Here is a 16203-nt window from a genome sequence, read left to right as displayed (position 1 = left end):
GAAGCACGAGAGGAACTCACATGGTCAACCGACCAGATTCGTCGGACAGCATCGCCTACCGTCTCGATCCGCCGGGCACGCACCCGGCGCTGGACGAGCGGGCCTACCGCTCCACCGCGCTGCGGCATCCCACCCGGCCGCTGGTCTTGCTGCCGCACCTGCTCACCGAGGTGAGCGCTCCCGTGTTCGGCGAAGACCGCCTCGGCCCGAACGACGCCGACCTCACCCGGCAGCACGCGGGTGAGGCGCTGGGACAGCGCATCATCGTCACGGGCAGGCTGCTCGACGGCGACGGCAAGCCGATCCCGCACTCGCTCGTCGAGATCTGGCAGGCCAATGCCGCGGGCCGCTACCGGCACACCGGTGATCGCTGGCCCGCTCCACTCGATCCGAACTTCAGCGGCGCGGGGCGGACCCTCACCGACGACCAGGGCCGCTATTCGTTCACCACGATCAAGCCGGGCGCCTACCCGTGGCGCAATCACGACAATGCCTGGCGGCCCGCGCACATCCACTTCTCGGTCTTCGGCCGCGCGTTCACCCAGCGGCTGGTGACCCAGATGTACTTCCCCGACGACCCGCTGTTCGCCCAGGACCCGATCTTCAACGCGGTGCCGGAAGCGGCGAGGCCCCGGCTGATATCCCGGTTCAGTCTCGCAGGGACCCAGCCGGAATGGGCGATGAACTTCGAGTTCGACATCGTCCTGCGTGGGCGCGATGCCACGCCGTTCGAGGAGCCGCACGATGACTGAACACCTGCTCTCGACCCCGTCCCAAACGGTCGGGCCCTATCTGCACATCGGATTGACCTGGCCCGACGGCGCATTCGCGGTACCCGTGGGCACGGCGGGCGCGGTGTGGATCCGCGGCGAGGTCTTCGACGGCGCGGGCGAGCCGATCACGGACGGACTGGTGGAGACCTGGCAGGTCGACCACACCGCGTTCGCCGAGCCCGATCGATCCCGTTCGGCGCGTACCGGTTTCGGGCGCAGTGACACTCGCGACGGCGGGTACGCCATTCATACGGTTGTCCCGCCGGAACTTCCGGCTCGGGGCGCAGCGGTTCAAGCGCCGCATCTCGATGTGTCGGTCTTCGCCCGTGGACTCCTGCACCGCGTCGTCACCCGGATCTACTTTCCGGAGTTCGACTCCGCCAATGCCGCCGATTCCGTGCTGAATTCGATCGAACCGGCCCGCCGCGAGCGGTTGCTCGCGCGGCGGGCCGGTGACGGCTATGTCTTCGACATCCACCTCCAAGGTGAGCTCGAGACGGTGTTCTTCGATGTCTGAGCTGTTCGGGCCGCTGCGTGCCGCGGGCCCGGTGGCCGCCGAGACCGGCGATGCCGCCTGGCTGACCGCCCTGCTCGACGCCGAGGCGGCCCTGGCGGGAGCGCTCGCCGACTCGGGGGTGATCGCGCCGGAGCACACCGAGGCGATCGCCGCCGCCTGCAGGCCGGAGCTCTACGACGTCGCCGAGATCGGCGCGGAGGCAATCGGCGTCGGCAACCCGGCGGCGCCGGTGGTGCGGGCATTGACCGCGCGGGTCGCGGATCCGGCCGCGGCCGGCGTGGTCCATCTCGGCGCGACCAGCCAGGACATCATGGACACCGCGGCGATGCTGATCGCCGCGCGCTCCATCGACGCCTTGCTCGTGGATGTCGCCGCCTGTACCGAGCTGCTGGCGCGGCTGACCGAACAGCACGCCGCCACCCCCGCTGTCGGCCGGAGCCTGTTGCAGCAAGCCCTGCCGATCACCTTCGGGCTCACCACCGCGGGATGGTTGTCGGCACTCGGCGCCGCGGCCGACCGGATGACCCAGGTGCGGGTGGAACGGCTGGCCGTCCAATTGGGCGGTGCGGTAGGCACTCTGGCGTCCCTCGGCGCCGACGGACCGGCGACGTTGGCCGCCTTCGCACGGCGCCTGAACCTCGCCGAGCCCGAACTGACGTGGCACACCGACCGGACCCGGATCACCGAAACCGCCGGTGCGCTCGGCACTCTCGCCGCCGCCGTGGCCAAGATCGGCCGCGACCTCACGCTACTGTCGCAAACCGAGATCGGCGAGGTGTCCGAACACGCGCCGGGCCACGGTGGTTCGTCGACCATGCCGCACAAACGGAACCCGATCGCGGCGGTCTGCGCCGTCGCCGCTGCCGCGCAGGCCCCCGGCCTCGTCGCCACCCTGTTGGCCGCCGCTCCCGACCTGCAACGCGGTGCGGGGTCATGGCATGCCGAATGGCAGCCCTTCACCGAACTGCTCCGCTGCACCGGAGCGGCGGTGTCGTGGCTGCGGACCAGCCTGTCCCGCTTGCGGATACACCCGGCGCGGATGCGCCGCAATCTGGCCGCCACCGGCGGTGCGTTGCTGACCGAACGGGTGAGTACCGCGCTGATACCCCAGCTGGGCAGGCTGACAGCACACGAGGTGGTGGCGGAATGCGTGGCCCGAGCCGACGGCAGGCTCACCTTCGCCGACGCGTTGCGGGCGCACCCGAGACTGGTCGGACTACTCGATCGCGCCGAGGTCGATGCACTCGTCGAACCGTCTACCTACCTCGGCAGCACGCAGTTCTTCGTCGGCCGAGCTCTGGCCGAACACGCGGGCCGACAGCGCGCCGGGAACACGAGTCTCGACACGGGCCTTTCGCGTGCCGCGAACCGGGCAGGCCACGGACGTGCTGAGCCGGTCGTCGCCCGAGGTGGTGTCCGCGCCGGACCTCGCACAACCGGGCCGGTCGACCTGCGGAGCGAGAGTTCCGGGGATGGCTCGGGCGAGGCGGTGTTGCTCGTCAACGCACTCGGGAGCGACCTGTCGATCTGGGACGACTACGTGCGGCCGTTGGCCGGCAACGGGTTTCGGGTAATCCGGTGTGACACCAGGGGCCACGGCGATTCGCCGGTCCCGCTGGGGCCGTACTCACTCGCCGACCTCGGCGGTGACCTCGAAGCGGTTCTCGATCGGCACGGGGTCGAGTCGGCGCACGTCATCGGGATCTCGCTCGGTGCGATGACCGGGTTGTGGCTGGCGCGGCACCGGCCCAAGCGGGTGCGGCGGCTGGTGGCCTGCTGCACGTCGGCTCGGCCAGGGAACCCGCAGCTGTGGCGCGCTCGGGCCGCGCAAGCGCGGGCCGAGGGGATGGCCGCCATCGCCACCGCCAGTGTGGGCCGGTGGTTCACGCCGGAGTTCGCCGCAGCGCACCCGATGTCGGTCGCAGAGAAACGACTGCTCACCGCGGATACGCCCGCCGAAGGCTATGCCGCCTGCTGCGATGCGCTCGCCGATATCGACCTGCTCGACGAACTGCCCGCGATCACGGCGCCGACTCTCGTGTTGTCGACGGCGCAGGACCCGGCGTTCCCGCCGGACGACGGCAAGTCGATCGCCGACCGCATCCCCGGTGCCCGGTTCCGGATCATCGACAATGCCGCGCACCTGGGCATTGTCGAACAGCCCGGCTCGTTCCTGACCGCCATTGCCGACCATCTCCAGGAGTTCTCGTGACCAGTGATCAGAACACCGACGCCGCCATGGCCGTGCGAAGGGCCGTCCTTGGGGACACGCACGTCGACCGAGCGCAGGCCAAAACCACCGAATTCACCCGACCGTTCCAGGAATACCTGACCGCGGCCGCGTGGGGCGGTGTGTGGACTCGCGACGGCCTCGACCGCCGCACCCGCAGCGCGATCACGCTGTCGGTGCTCACCGCGCTCGGCTGTCATGACGAGTTCGCCATGCATGTGCGGGCGGCGCTGCGCAACGGCCTCACCGAAGCCGAGATCGGCGAGGTGCTCCTGCATACCGCCCCCTACTCGGGAATTCCCAAGGCCAACAGTGCTTTCGCCATCGCCGACCGGGTGTTGCGCGAATCCGCCGCCGAATAGGGCAGGCGCACAGACGAAAAGCCCGGCTCCCACGAGGAGCCGGGCCTTTCGCGCGCTGCCGACCAGTCGACGGCAAGGCCGGACCACCCGGGCGAACGGGTGATCCGGCCGGACCGGGCTCAGCCGGGGAATGGCAGCTGCTCGGTGGCCAGGGTGACCCAGCGGGTGTTGGAGAACGCGTCGATGCCCCAGCGGCCACCGAAGCGGCCGTACCCGGAGTTGCGGACGCCGCCGAACGGCGCCTGCGGCTCATCGCCGACGGACTGGTCGTTGATGTGCACGATGCCGGTGCGCAGGCCGGCCGCGACACGCAAGCCGTGGGTGGCGTTCTCGGTGATGATGCCCGCCGACAGGCCGTGCTCGGTGTCATTGGCCATGGCGACCGCCTCGGCGTCGGTGGCGAAGGTGTCGACGACGCACAGCGGGCCGAAGGCCTCGTCGTGGTGCAGGTTCGCCGCGGGGGTGACACCGGTCAGCACGGTCGCGCGGTGCAGCGCCCGTTCCGGCTCGCCGCCGCCGGCCAGTACCGTCGCGCCCTTGGCGACCGCGTCGGCCACCAGGCCCGCGATGCGCTGGGCGGCAGCGGGATTCACCATCGGACCGATAACGGTCCGCGGATCCGACGGATCACCGGTCGGCAGTCCCGCCACCGCGCCCGCGAACTTCGCGGTGAACTCCGCGGCCAGCGACTCGTGCACCAGCACCCGGTCGGCCGACATGCAGATCTGGCCCGAGTTGGCGAACGCGCCGAACACCGCGGCGCGGACCGCGTAGTCCACATCGGCGTCGTCCAGCACGATGATCGAGTTCTTGCCGCCCAGCTCCAGCACGGCGGGCTTGAGGTGCTCGGCCGCGAGGGTGCCGATGATCCGGCCGACCCCGGTCGAACCGGTGAAGTTCACCGCGCGCACTCGCTCGTCGGTGATCAGCGTGCGCGCGATCTCGGGTGCGTCAGCGGGATCGTTGGTGACCACATTGAGGACACCGGCGGGCAGCCCCGCCTCGTGCAGCACGTCGGCGACGAGCAACCCGCTCGAGATCGGCGCGGCCTCGCTGGGCCGCAGCACCACGGTGTTGCCTGCGGCCAGCGGTGCGGCGACGGCTCGCGCCGACAGGATGATCGGCGCGTTCCACGGCGCGAACGCCGCGACGACACCCAGCGGTTCGCGCACGGCCATGCTCAGCACACCGGGTGCGCCCGAGGTCAGCACGTCACCGCGGGGCGCGGTGATCGCCGCGGCGGCCTCGCGAAAGACGTTCGCGGCGAGCATGACATTGAAGCCGGCCCACGGTGCCGCGCCGCCGACTTCGCTCGCCATATGTCCGATGGCCTGCTCGGCGCGCGCGTCCAGCAGATCGGCGGCGCGCAGGAAGATCGCGCGACGCTCGAACGGGGGCATGGCGGCCCAGGCGGCGAACGCCGAGTCGGCGGCGTCGACGGCGGCGGTGACATCGGCGGGTGTGGCGGCCGCGACCGTGGCGTAGGCGGTGGCCGACCAGGGATCGGTCACGGTCGCGGTCCGCGCCGACGTGGCCGGAACCTCCTTGCCGCCGATCAGAAGAGCACGAGAAATGGGCATGATGTCACTATGGGCTTGCTGTGGCCGGGGCCACTACGGCACTTTCATTGAATGGAAGCCCAGGGTGCGGACGCGCCGCCGGACGGTCGCGCGGTGTAAAGATGGCCGGGTGACCGATCGGCCGAAACCCGAAGCACCATCGACGCTTTACCTGATCAAGCAACTGGAACTGGCGGTGCGCGCGCTGATGGACGACGCGCTGCGCCCGCTGGGCCTGACCACCTTGCAATACACCGCGCTCACCGTGCTGGAGCGCCGCAGCGGCCTGTCCTCGGCGCAGCTGGCGCGCCGGTCGTTCCTGCGTCCGCAGACCATGAACGTCATGGTGCAGACGATGGAGGAACGTGGTCTGATCCTCCGCCACCGCGACCCGGCCAACCGGCGGGTCCTGGTCGCCACCCTGACCGACCACGGGCGCGACGTCCTGCGCGAAGCCGGGCCGCTGGTCGCCGCGATCGAAGGCAAGCTTCTCGACGGGCTGAGCGCGCGCCGTCGCGCGGAATTCCGCGCGGCGCTCGCCCACGGCACCGCGACCCTCGCCGCCGAGGCAGGCGCTCGCGATCTGGGTGAAATGCCCACGGACTGAACGATTCCGGCGTCGATACCGGGAGTGGAAACAGGTATTGACGGACTGGATTCGGTGGGGTAGACCTTTCGCCGTAATCATCAGCAATACTGATAAAGGATGTGTGCGATGGACACCAGCGCCGAACCCTGGGGCAACACCGTCGACGTGCAGTTCGACGACGGCATCGCGTGGGTGACGCTCAACCGGCCCGAGAAGCGCAATGCGATGAACCCGACCCTCAACGACGAGATGTGCGCGACCCTCGACGTGCTCGAGTACGACGACCGCTGCCGCGTCCTCGTGCTCACCGGTGCGGGTGAATCGTTCTCCGCCGGAATGGATCTGAAGGAATACTTCCGCCACGTCGAGGCCGCGGGCACGGTCGCGGCGCAGCACCGCGCGCGCCGGGCCAGCACCGAATGGCAGTGGCGGCGGCTGTCCTACTTCGCCAAGCCCACCATCGCGATGGTCAACGGCTGGTGCTTCGGCGGCGCCTTCAGCCCGCTGGTCGCCTGCGACCTCGCCATCGCCGACGAGAAGGCGCAGTTCGGCCTGTCCGAGGTGAACTGGGGTATCCCGCCGGGGTCGGTGGTCACCAAGGCCATGGCCGCCACCGTGAACCAGCGCGACTCGTTGTACTACATCATGACCGGCGAGCCCTTCGACGGTGCGCGCGCCGCCGAGATGCGGTTGGTCAACGAGGCCGTGCCCGCCGATCGGCTGCGCGGCCGGACCCGCGAGCTGGCGCTGAAGCTGGCCGGCCTCAATCAGGTGGTGCTGCACACCGCCAAGGTCGGCTACAAGTTCGCCGCCGAGATGACCTGGGCGCAGTCCGAGGACTACCTGTACGCCAAGCTGGACCAGTCGAGGACGCTCGATGTCGACGGCGGCAGGGAGAAGGGTCTGAGTCAGTTCCTCGACGACAAGACCTACCGTCCCGGTCTCGGCGCCTTCGACCCGTCCAAATAACCGCGAAGAGAGGGATGAACGTGCGGAATCGGGGACTCGGCTCGTGGCCTGCGCGCCGCGCCCGGATGACACCGACGGCCGTCGCCGTCACCGCGGATGATCGGGAGATCACCTACGCGCAGCTGCGTGAGCGGGTCGACCGTGCCGCGCAGGCCCTGCGCGCCCTCGGCGTCGGCGCCGGGGACCGGGTCGCGTACCTCGGCCCGAATCATCCCGTCTACCTGGAGATACTCTTCGCCGCCGGCCGACTCGGCGCGGTCTTCGTGCCGCTGAACAACCGGTCGGCCGTGGCGGAGATCGAGTACGCCCTCACCGATTCCGGTGCGCGCGTGCTCGTGCACCACGGCGAGCACGATGCCGCGGTCGCGGCCCTGCCCGGCACCGCAGGCCTCGGCATCGTGCGCGTCGGTGGCGTCGGCGGCTACGACGACCTGCTCGCCGCCGCATCGGCCGAACCGATCGACGTCGAGGTCGGCCTCGACGACGACTGCCTGATCATGTACACCTCCGGCAGCACCGGGCGGCCCAAGGGCGCTGTGCTCACCCACGGCAACCTCACCTGGAACTCGTTCAATGTGCTCGTCGAGAGCGATATCGCCGGTGACGAGGTGTCGCTGGTGGCCGCGCCGCTGTTCCACGCGGCCGCGCTCGGCATGATCTGCCTGCCGACCCTGCTCAAGGGCGGGCGGGTGGTGCTGCTGGCCAAGTTCGATCCGGCGAGGGTGCTCGCGCTGATCGAGCAGGAGCGCGTCACCTGGATGTTCGGTGTGCCGACGATGTTCGACGCGCTCGCCGCGCAGCCGGGCTGGGCCGGCGCCGATCTGTCCAGCCTGCGGATTCTGTTGTGCGGTGGCGCCCCGGTGCCGCATGCCACCATCGCCCGTTACGTCGAACGCGGCCTCGGCTTCGTCCAAGGCTATGGGATGACCGAGGCCGCGCCGGGCGTGCTCGTCCTGGATCGGGCGCACGCCGAAGCCAAGCTCGGCTCGGCAGGCGTGCCGTCGTTCTTCACCGATGTGCGCGTCGTCGACGCCGACGGCGCGCAGGTGGCGCCGGGGCAGCGCGGCGAGGTCCTCGTCAGCGGGCCCAATGTGATGCGCGGCTACTGGAACCGGCCCGACGCCACCGCGGATGCGTTGCGCGACGGCTGGTTCCACTCGGGCGATGTGGCCACCATCGATGCCGATGGCTACGCCTACATCGTGGACCGGGTCAAGGACGTGATCATCTCCGGTGGGGAGAACATCTACCCCGCCGAGGTGGAGAACGAGATCGCCCATCACCCGCAGGTCGCGGCCTGCGCGGTGATCGGGGTCCCGGACGAGAAGTGGGGTGAGGTGGGCCGGGCGGTCGTCGTCGCGAGGGAGGGGACACAGCCCGACGCCGACGAACTGCTCGCCTTCCTGAGGGGACGCTTGGCAGGGTTCAAGATTCCCCGCTCCGTCGTCTTCGTCGACGAGTTGCCGACCACCGGCTCGGGCAAGATCCGCAAGACCGAGGTCAAGAAGCAGTACGGCTGAGCCACCCGCTCGATGCCGGACACCACGGCCCCTCGATCCGCCACCAGGGATCGAGGGGCCGTGTGCTGTGTCCGGCATCGGCATCAGAACCTGCTGCGCCCGTCACGGCACCGGGACGGGCGCACCGGCACCCGGCACCGGGATGGGCGACCGGCACCCGGCACGGGCGCACCGGCACCGGGGACGGGACGGGGGACCGGCACCGGGATGGGCGCACCGGCACCGGCACTGGAACCAGGGACGGCGATGGCTGGGCGGCGGCAAATGTCACCGCCGACTGCATCGAGCCGCGCCACCGGTTGCCTCCGGATACGACGAAACCGCCCCGGCTGCAAGGGCATCCGGGGCGGTTGCGGGGTCGTGTATCGAACTCAGCCGAGGCTGAAGGGCTGTCCCCACAAGGTCACCCAGCTGGTGACACTCTCGGTGACGACCTCGACACTCACGAAAGCCCGTGCCTGCGCGTACCCGCCACAACCGGACAGGCCGATCGTCTGGTCCGCCCAGGTGACCGACCCGCTGGTGCCGCCGAAGACGTTGTAGGGCTTGTGGGACTCGGCGCCGAAGTCGTCGGCCTTCTCCCGATCGAGAATGTAGAACGAGGTGGACTGGCCCGGGCCCAGCGAGAGTTCGCCGCCGGTATTCGCGCCCGCGGCGCCCTGGCCTTCACCACTCACCGAACCTTCGACGCCACCCGACACGCCGCCGCCGGCGATGTTGACCTGGCAACCGACCACATACCCGGGCAGGATGAGCCCACCGTCGGCGCCCTCGCCTGCCACCTCGACCTGCGCGCTGCCGGACACCCAGGCATTGCGGTGCACCGGCGTGGAACCGAGCGAGGGACTGATGGTTGCCGACTCGCCGGTCAGGCGCACCGTGACAACGGTGCCGTCGGAGAGGGTCTTCACCAATTCCCCGCCGGGGAGCGCAACGATCGTGTCGGCATTCGCCGCACCGGTTGCGAGCAGGCCGAGCGTGACCGCCGTTGCCGCACTGCTCAGGCGAAACAGATTCTTACGGTTGAACATCACAAATACTTTCGATCTATGTCGAATTCACCGATGCGAGAGGTGAATTCAGGACGGAGTGTCGACAACTCAGCCGATGCTGAACGGCGCGCCGTACAGCGTGGTCTTGGAGTAGTGGTCGCCGATGATCTCGACCACCGTGTACGCGCGGGCCTGCGCGTAACCCGCACAGCCCTGGATCTCGATTTCGGCGTCCTGGTATTCCACCGAATACACCCCCGGCTTCGGGATGTCCTTGTAGTCGATCTGGACGAACTTCACCTCCCCCGGACCGAGATTCACCCCGATGGACCCACCGGCACTCACTCCGCCGGTGCTGATCCCACCCGACACACCTGCGCCGATCGCGTCCTCGGCGATGCTCACCTGGCATCCGACGAGGTATCCGGTGTTCAGCTGCGACGCGCCGTGGGTGGACGAATTGTTCGACCCGGGAATGTCGGCAGGACCGTTGTTCGGGCCCACTTCGCCCTCGGGCGTGACCGAGATATCCGCGGTGGCATTGCCCGATACCCAGACCACCCGGCCCACGCCGTTCGCGGCCATCGACGGTGAAATCACCGCATGCTCCCCGGTGCGCGTCACCGTGACGCCCGGACCCTGCTTCGAACCATCCGGCAACGGCACGAAGGTATCGGCGACGGCCGGGCCGGTGGCGAGCAGCCCGGCGGCGACCGCGGCGGCGACGCTGCCGCCGGTCAGCACAGCTTTACTACGAATCACAGTTCTCGAACTTCCTGTTCCGATGGGATATCGAGGCGCCGCGGGCTGTTCCCCGGCAGCGCCTCCTCGGCCGCTTATCGCGGCGCGGTCTCACGAATTGACCGGTGCCGAAGCGACTTCGGTCTCGGCTTCGGGCTCGCGTGCCTGCAGCGCGGGCAGGTGTGCGATCGCGATCGCGATGCCCGACACCACGGTCAGGACCGCCAGATACACACCGATCAGCAGCGAACTGCCGGTGCCGGTGAAGATGGCGGTGGCGATGATCGGTGAGAGCGAACCGCCGAGGATGGCGCCGAACTGGTAGCCGATCGAGGAACCGCTGTAGCGCACTCTGGTCGGGAACAGGTCGGCGATCAGCGCGGGCAGCGGCGCGTACTGCGTCGTCTGGGCGATCAACGCGATCGAACAGGCCACAATCGCGAGCGCGACGACGCCGGCGTCGAAGATCGGGAAGAAGATCAGCGCGGCGATGGCCTGGAACACCGAACCGACCACCATCAGCTTGTTCCGGCCCCAGCGATCGGCCATGGCCGACAGCACCAGCATCGCGACGAACTGCACAATGCTCACCACGATCACCACGATCAGCAGCGAATTACGGGAGTAGCCGATCTCTTTCGTGCCGTAGGACAGGATGAACGTCAGCACGATGTAGCCGACGGCAGGACTGGCGGCGGAGGCGAAGATCGCGACGAGCACGCCGAGCGGATAACGGCGCAGCACCTCGACGATCGGTGCGCGCGCGGTCTTGCCGTGCGCGGATTCCTGGGCGAACAGCGGGCTTTCGGCCAGTTTGCGGCGCAGCCGCAAACCGTAGAGAACGAGCGCGATGCTGGCCACGAAGGCGATCCGCCAGCCCCAGTCGTCGAACGCGTCACCGGTGACCGCCGAGAGCAGCAGCATCGCCGAGTAGGCGATGATCGCGCCGGCGGGCACACCGAGCTGGGTGGCCGCGCCGTAGAACGTCTTGCGTCCGGCGGGCGCGTTCTCGACCGACATCAGCGCGGCCCCACCCCATTCCGCGCCGACCGCAAGACCCTGCAGCAGGCGCAGGATGAACAGCAGGATCGGTGCGGCCACACCGATCTGGGCGTAGTTGGGCAGCAGGCCGACCAGCACCGTCGAGCCGCCCATCAGCAGCAGCGACATCAACAGCACGCGTTTGCGGCCGATCCGGTCACCGAAATGGCCCGCGATGACACCGCCGAGCGGGCGCGTCAGGAAGCCGACCGCGAAACTGGCGAACGCGCCAAGCTGGCTGATCGCCGGATTGCTCGACGGGAAGAACTGCGGCCCGAAAATCAGCGCCGCGGCGGCTCCGTAGAGAAAGAAGTCGTACCACTCGATCGCGGTGCCGATGAAACTCGCGGTGGCGGCCTGTTTGGCCGCTGCCGGAGTGATCGGCTTGCTGATTTCTGTGGGCTGGTTGTGCATCAACCCGCTCCTGTTCGAAAAGGTGACTGAATGCCGATCAGGAAAGGCGACAGCGGGAGCATGCTCAACGGATCTTTTCATTCAATGAGAACTGGGTCACAGCGCACTGTGGCAGCTATGAACCCGCGGTCAACCCAGGCGAAGCGCTCGGATCGCGTTGTCTTTCATGATGTTCGGCAGCAGGGCCGGATCGATCTCGAGCTGGGCGAAGTCGCGGATCCAGCGCTCGGGGGTGATCATCGGGAAGTCGGAACCGAACAGCACCTTGCGTTCGAGCTGACCGCGGATCGCGCGCACCAGCTGCGCCGGGAAGTACTTCGGCGACCAGCCGGACAGGTCGATGTAGACATTGGCCTTGTGGGTCGCGACCGAGATGGCCGCGTCCTGCCACGGCACCGACGGGTGGGCCATGATGACGGTCAGGCCGGGGAAATCGGCGGCGACGTCGTCGAGCAGCATCGGGTCGGAATAGCGCAGTTTGATCCCGCGCCCACCCGGTAGTCCCGCGCCGATGCCGGTCTGGCCGGTATGGAAAAGAGCTGGGACGCCGAGGCTTTCGATTTCGGCGAAGAGCGGATAGGCGCTGTGGTCGTTGGGTGCGAAGCCCTGCAGGCTCGGATGGAATTTGAATCCGCGCACCCCGAATTCGGTGACCAGCCTGCGGGCCGCGCGCACGCCGGCGACCCCGCGCGCGGGGTCGATCGAGGCGAACGGGATCAGCACGTCTCGGTGGGCGGCGGCGGCCGCGGCGAGTTCCTCGTTCGGCAGCGCCGGGTGCCCGGTCGCGGTTTCGGCGTCGACGGTGAAGACGACGGCGGCCATGCGCGCCGCGCGGTAGCGGGTGGCGAGCTCGTCGACCGTGGGTCGCGGCGGGGTGTCGGTCTTGAAGTACGCCTCGGCCGCGGTCATCAGCTCGGTGTCGAGGGCGAGGTTGCCGCAGTCGTCGGCGTGGATGTGCGTGTGGACATCGATGGCGGTGATCGCGTCGAGGTCGATAGCGGTTGCTGTCACAGGATTGACCTCGGTGGTCTCGGAGTGGTACACATCTCATCTATATCAGCAAAGCTGATGATTGAACGAATGGAGGCGGCAGCGTGGCCCGATCCTCGAGCGGCGAATCGTTGCTGTCGCGTGTGGTGCGTATCTACGAGGCGTTCGGCCCCGATCATCGGGCCGTGACCCTGTCCGAACTGGCCCAGCGCAGCGATCTGCCGCTGGCGACCGCTTCACGTCTGGTCAACGAACTGATCGACTATGGCTGGCTGCGGCGGGATGCCCAGCGGCGGGTGTGTGTCGGCGTGCGGATGTGGGAACTCGCTTCCCGCGCCGCGCCGACTCTCGGCCTGCACGACGCGGCCTATCCGGTCATGGCTGATCTGCACGCCGTGGTCGGGCACAGCGTGCAACTGGGCGTGCTGCAGGACCGTGAGGTGCTCTACATCGAACGGCTCTCCGCGCCGCGTGCCGTCCGCAACCGGGTCCGCGTCGCCGGGCGGCTCCCGCTCCACGCGACCTCGAGCGGGTTGGTTCTGCTCGCGCACGGCCCTCGCGAGCTGCAGGAATCGGTGCTGTCGAGTCCGCTGCGGGCGCTGACGCCACACACGATCACCAGCCCCGATCTGCTGCGCACGACGCTGGGCGAGATCCGGCGCACCGGCCTGGCCTATTGCCCCGGGTTCGTCGACGAGTGCGCCACCGGTATCGCGGTTCCGGTCCGCGCGGGCGGGCGGGTCGTTGCGGCGCTGTCGGTCGTTGTCCCCAACGACGCGTCGGCTCGGACCGCGGTTCCGGCTCTGCACGCGGCAGGTCGGGGGATCTCCCGCATGTTCGGAACCACGGCTCAGACGCGCGTGAGTGCTTGACCGGGATGCGGACAGCAGTGGATGCGCAGATGCTCTGAGCGAGAAGGCATCTGGGGTCCGGTCGATGGCCGGGTCGCCCGGCAGCACCCTAATTCGAGACAGGACTCGTCTTCACGTATCGGGTAGGGGCGCACGGATTCGGGAGTGCCGACATCGTGGCCAGATCGCAGATGCCACTGGTCAGCATCTGAAACGGGGTGACGCCGAGGAGCACGATGATTCCGATGATGTCGCCACGCTCGAAAAATCCCACGGCCGAGCGCGCCGCCGCCGATCCGGCGTCCGCCGCCGCCGATCCGGTTCCGGCTTCGGCAGCGGCCACCGGCGCGGAGGGCGGGGCGGAGCTGGGTTCGGCCGTCGCGGCCGCCGCGGTGCCGACGAGGCAGGCCACCGCGATGCAGGCGGAAGCAAGGCGAAGGGTAGTGCGCATCATCGCGCTCCTTTGTTGGTGAATGGACGTTCGGTTACCGGGTTCGAGATGATGTCATCGGGTAGCGGTGACACTGCGGCAATGATCTGGACCACCAGTTCCAGCGGCACTCCCGCGGCGGTCACGGCGGCGGTCAGGCCGCCGATCTGCACATAGATCGGCGCGGCCTCACGCGGCTCCCGCGTGGGCTCGAAAGATGAAGGGGCAGGCATCGTTTCAGTACCCGACCGTCGTTCAACGTGGCGGCCGGTTCATGTCGCGGTTCATCGTCGGGAGTTCGATGCTGATCGGCATTCGCAGTTCAGCGAGATAGATCAGGGCGGCTTTGCGGAGGAATTCGTCGAGGAGCCAGTAGGGATCCGCCGCTAGCGGTACAGCGGTGAGCAGCCCCTCGCGCACGGCAATGAAGGGACCCCAGCTGAACCGGAGCAGCGGGTCCCAGACCGGTTCCCTCGGGATGGACAGGCCGTCGGCGATCTTGTCACCGAGCAGGAAGCGGGTGAACGCTCCGAGGACCGGCTTGCTGAGGATCGCGAAGTCGATGTTGGCGCCCAGTCCGAGCAGCCGGTCGGCCAGCTTGGCGCCCTCGGGCGTCGGCGCGATGATGGGATCGAGGATCTGCGCCGCTTGGGAGTTGGCTTCGTCCCACGAGTTCGGGATGTATTCGTCGCGGACGCCGAGCATGTGCGCGGCCACCTGCCAGGAGTGCAGGAATGCCTCCGATTCGTGCACCGGGATCGGCACTTTCCAGGCGGTCAGATGCTTCATGACGGTCGTGGGCAGGCTGTGCCAGGTGACCATGATGTCGTTCTGGCTGATCGGAATGTCCTCCTCGGCGGAGCGCACCCAGTGCGGGGACTGTGGCAGCAGATGCCGCACCGCCGCATGGACCAGCCGGGTTTTGACGCAGGTGACGACCATCTCCCCGTCGGGGGCGTAGGCGTTCGCGCTGCCGATGTCATACCCGAGTTTGGCGGTTTTGGAGATGCGGTCCTTGAGATCTTGACCGCCTTTGGAGTAGTAGACCGCCCGTGCCTCCTTGGGAATGACGGTACTCATCATGCCGCTGGCGAACCCGTAGAGCACACCGAGATAGAGTCCACGCTTCTTGTTGAACTCGATCGCGGTACCCAACTTGGCCTGATCGGTCCACTGCGGCAGTTGACGCGTGTACTCCATGAAATCCCGCAACTCCGACGGCAATCCGTCGGGCAAGGGTTGACCGTTCCTGGTCCAGGTCCGCAACAACTCGTTGACCCGGGGGACTTCGCCCCTCTCGATCAATCCGGCGACCAACTCGTCGGCCTCGGGATCCCACACCGTCATCGGGTCGGCACCGGAACCGGATCCGGCGACCGAGCCCTGCGGTGACCAGGTCCACGGCTCCGCCCGCGCGGGCGAAACGATCGCCAAGGCGCCGAGCGCGCCCAGGATTCCGCTGGCCTTCAACGCATTACGCCTGTTGAGTCCATCCATGACGTCACTCCTCATCGAGTACGAGCAGACTTCGATCCCACGGAGAACAGCCACTGCACTCGGTGCTGGAATCTGAGGAATAGTTAGTAACTTAACAGCTCGCGGGCGTGCTGTCCGCGTTTTGCTCAACGTGCGTTCGATGTGCCCTGTTCGACCCGAAGCTGGCTGCGCCTGCTGTGGTCAATCGACTGTAAACCGTACGTCCGGCACATCTTTGACCGCTTTGCCGCGCCTCACGATGACGCAAGGGCGCCGACGGTCAATGTGCAGCCCCGGCGTATGCGCTGCGCAATCGATGAGAAATGTGGAATAACTTATCGCGGCAAGCGGCGAGGTTGCGATGTGCGGTGGTCGGGTCACGCCGCTGTCGCCCGGTTGGCTGAGTCATCCTGGCCCGCAACGGAACTCGCTGCGCTATCCCACCGCCGACTCGTCCTGGCGGGGGAGGCCCGCTGCCGCCGAGCCGGCCGCAGCGGCGCCCTGGCAGCACCTGCACCGGTGTGGCGTACCCGCTCGAGTGGTGGCGGCGATGTATTGCAGGGCTGCCGGAGTCGGGGGCCGCACAGTGCGTCAGCCGTGGATGTCGTTGTGCGAGAGGGGCGGCGGAGGTGCCGTAGTCGAATCGCTGACGTGGCCAAGCCGAAACAGTGTGACGGGGGCTCGCGCTCGACTATCGATTCGGGTTGGTAGCGGACGGTGTGTCCGGCGTCGAGCAGCCGCCACCAGAA

At 68.3% G+C, this 16203-nt stretch carries 16 protein-coding genes; 8 read left to right on the top strand and 8 right to left on the bottom strand.

Annotated features, from left to right (window positions below):
- Positions 1 to 20 precede the first annotated feature (20 nt).
- From pcaH to pcaC, 4 genes are read left to right on the top strand one after another with little or no spacing between them, the layout of a single operon-like run.
- Positions 21 to 752, top strand: coding sequence for a protocatechuate 3,4-dioxygenase subunit beta (gene pcaH, locus AB0H50_RS24875; RefSeq protein ID WP_357456888.1), 732 nt, complete (start codon positions 21 to 23; stop codon positions 750 to 752).
- Positions 745 to 1290: a protocatechuate 3,4-dioxygenase subunit alpha gene (pcaG, locus tag AB0H50_RS24870; RefSeq protein ID WP_357456886.1), complete on the top strand. Its 546-nt coding sequence runs from the start codon at positions 745 to 747 to the stop codon at positions 1288 to 1290. Before pcaH ends, pcaG begins: the two co-directional genes overlap by 8 nt.
- Entirely contained in the window at positions 1283 to 3502 is a 2220-nt protein-coding gene (pcaD, locus tag AB0H50_RS24865) for a 3-oxoadipate enol-lactonase (protein WP_357456884.1), read from the top strand. The genes pcaG and pcaD overlap by 8 nt, the downstream gene beginning before the upstream one ends.
- Positions 3503 to 3528: 26 nt before the next feature.
- Positions 3529 to 3882 carry a 4-carboxymuconolactone decarboxylase gene (gene pcaC, locus AB0H50_RS24860; protein ID WP_357456995.1) on the top strand — a complete coding sequence of 118 codons (354 nt, stop codon included), beginning with the start codon at positions 3529 to 3531 and terminating at the stop codon, positions 3880 to 3882.
- A 119-nt stretch (positions 3883 to 4001) separates the two neighbouring features.
- Here the strand turns inward: pcaC and AB0H50_RS24855 are convergent, their stop codons facing one another.
- Positions 4002 to 5462 (bottom strand): aldehyde dehydrogenase family protein, encoded by a 1461-nt coding sequence (locus AB0H50_RS24855; RefSeq protein WP_357456882.1) that lies wholly within the window; start codon positions 5460 to 5462, stop codon positions 4002 to 4004.
- 109 nt (positions 5463 to 5571) lie between these two features.
- Here AB0H50_RS24855 and AB0H50_RS24850 point away from each other — a divergent pair, with 109 nt between their 5' ends.
- From AB0H50_RS24850 to AB0H50_RS24840, 3 genes are all read left to right on the top strand, one after another.
- A complete protein-coding gene (locus tag AB0H50_RS24850) occupies positions 5572 to 6048 on the top strand; it encodes a MarR family transcriptional regulator (protein WP_357456880.1) in 477 nt (158 codons plus the stop codon).
- 108 nt (positions 6049 to 6156) lie between these two features.
- Complete coding sequence (locus AB0H50_RS24845; protein WP_357456878.1) at positions 6157 to 6999, top strand: p-hydroxycinnamoyl CoA hydratase/lyase; 843 nt, start codon at positions 6157 to 6159, stop codon at positions 6997 to 6999.
- 14 nt (positions 7000 to 7013) lie between these two features.
- On the top strand, positions 7014 to 8519 hold the full coding sequence (locus AB0H50_RS24840; protein WP_357456876.1) for a long-chain fatty acid--CoA ligase: 1506 nt from the start codon (positions 7014 to 7016) through the stop codon (positions 8517 to 8519).
- Positions 8520 to 8890: 371 nt separating this feature from the next.
- Here the strand turns inward: AB0H50_RS24840 and AB0H50_RS24835 are convergent, their stop codons facing one another.
- The 4 genes from AB0H50_RS24835 to AB0H50_RS24820 form a co-directional block, all read right to left on the bottom strand.
- Entirely contained in the window at positions 8891 to 9550 is a 660-nt protein-coding gene (locus AB0H50_RS24835; protein WP_357456874.1) for an MspA family porin, read from the bottom strand.
- A 69-nt stretch (positions 9551 to 9619) separates the two neighbouring features.
- Positions 9620 to 10270 (bottom strand): MspA family porin, encoded by a 651-nt coding sequence (locus AB0H50_RS24830; protein WP_357456994.1) that lies wholly within the window; start codon positions 10268 to 10270, stop codon positions 9620 to 9622.
- 93 nt (positions 10271 to 10363) lie between these two features.
- A complete protein-coding gene (locus AB0H50_RS24825; protein WP_357456872.1) occupies positions 10364 to 11707 on the bottom strand; it encodes an MFS transporter in 1344 nt (447 codons plus the stop codon).
- A gap of 129 nt (positions 11708 to 11836) precedes the next feature.
- Positions 11837 to 12718 carry an amidohydrolase family protein gene (locus AB0H50_RS24820; RefSeq protein WP_357456870.1) on the bottom strand — a complete coding sequence of 294 codons (882 nt, stop codon included), beginning with the start codon at positions 12716 to 12718 and terminating at the stop codon, positions 11837 to 11839.
- A gap of 83 nt (positions 12719 to 12801) precedes the next feature.
- Between AB0H50_RS24820 and AB0H50_RS24815 the strand changes: the two genes are divergently transcribed.
- Complete coding sequence (locus tag AB0H50_RS24815; protein WP_357456868.1) at positions 12802 to 13569, top strand: IclR family transcriptional regulator; 768 nt, start codon at positions 12802 to 12804, stop codon at positions 13567 to 13569.
- A gap of 88 nt (positions 13570 to 13657) precedes the next feature.
- Here the strand turns inward: AB0H50_RS24815 and AB0H50_RS24810 are convergent, their stop codons facing one another.
- The 3 genes from AB0H50_RS24810 to AB0H50_RS24800 are packed head-to-tail and all read right to left on the bottom strand — an operon-like array spanning position 13658 to position 15475.
- Positions 13658 to 13999 carry a hypothetical protein gene (locus AB0H50_RS24810; protein WP_357456866.1) on the bottom strand — a complete coding sequence of 114 codons (342 nt, stop codon included), beginning with the start codon at positions 13997 to 13999 and terminating at the stop codon, positions 13658 to 13660.
- The gene (locus AB0H50_RS24805; protein ID WP_357456864.1) at positions 13999 to 14211 is read right to left on the bottom strand and encodes a hypothetical protein; all 213 of its coding nucleotides are present in this window, start codon (positions 14209 to 14211) and stop codon (positions 13999 to 14001) included. Before AB0H50_RS24805 ends, AB0H50_RS24810 begins: the two co-directional genes overlap by 1 nt.
- Positions 14212 to 14233: 22 nt before the next feature.
- On the bottom strand, positions 14234 to 15475 hold the full coding sequence (locus AB0H50_RS24800; protein ID WP_357456862.1) for an oxygenase MpaB family protein: 1242 nt from the start codon (positions 15473 to 15475) through the stop codon (positions 14234 to 14236).
- Between the last annotated feature and the right edge of the window lie 728 nt (positions 15476 to 16203).

This window comes from Nocardia sp. NPDC050793 (assembly GCF_040654065.1).
Taxonomy (GTDB): domain Bacteria; phylum Actinomycetota; class Actinomycetes; order Mycobacteriales; family Mycobacteriaceae; genus Nocardia.
Note: the sequence above shows the minus strand (reverse complement) of the source record. Positions and strands in the feature narration are given on the sequence as shown.

What these genes read in the sequence shown, in the direction of transcription:
- pcaH (WP_357456888.1), top strand. Translation starts at nt 21, where the DNA reads ATGGTCAACCGACCAGATTCGTCGGACAGCATCGCCTACCGTCTCGAT.
- pcaG (WP_357456886.1), top strand. Translation starts at nt 745, where the DNA reads ATGACTGAACACCTGCTCTCGACCCCGTCCCAAACGGTCGGGCCCTAT.
- pcaD (WP_357456884.1), top strand. Translation starts at nt 1,283, where the DNA reads ATGTCTGAGCTGTTCGGGCCGCTGCGTGCCGCGGGCCCGGTGGCCGCC.
- pcaC (WP_357456995.1), top strand. Translation starts at nt 3,529, where the DNA reads ATGGCCGTGCGAAGGGCCGTCCTTGGGGACACGCACGTCGACCGAGCG.
- AB0H50_RS24855 (WP_357456882.1), bottom strand. Translation starts at nt 5,462, where the DNA reads ATGCCCATTTCTCGTGCTCTTCTGATCGGCGGCAAGGAGGTTCCGGCC.
- AB0H50_RS24845 (WP_357456878.1), top strand. Translation starts at nt 6,157, where the DNA reads ATGGACACCAGCGCCGAACCCTGGGGCAACACCGTCGACGTGCAGTTC.
- AB0H50_RS24840 (WP_357456876.1), top strand. Translation starts at nt 7,014, where the DNA reads ATGAACGTGCGGAATCGGGGACTCGGCTCGTGGCCTGCGCGCCGCGCC.
- AB0H50_RS24835 (WP_357456874.1), bottom strand. Translation starts at nt 9,550, where the DNA reads ATGTTCAACCGTAAGAATCTGTTTCGCCTGAGCAGTGCGGCAACGGCG.
- AB0H50_RS24825 (WP_357456872.1), bottom strand. Translation starts at nt 11,707, where the DNA reads ATGCACAACCAGCCCACAGAAATCAGCAAGCCGATCACTCCGGCAGCG.
- AB0H50_RS24810 (WP_357456866.1), bottom strand. Translation starts at nt 13,999, where the DNA reads ATGCGCACTACCCTTCGCCTTGCTTCCGCCTGCATCGCGGTGGCCTGC.
- AB0H50_RS24805 (WP_357456864.1), bottom strand. Translation starts at nt 14,211, where the DNA reads ATGCCTGCCCCTTCATCTTTCGAGCCCACGCGGGAGCCGCGTGAGGCC.
- AB0H50_RS24800 (WP_357456862.1), bottom strand. Translation starts at nt 15,475, where the DNA reads ATGGATGGACTCAACAGGCGTAATGCGTTGAAGGCCAGCGGAATCCTG.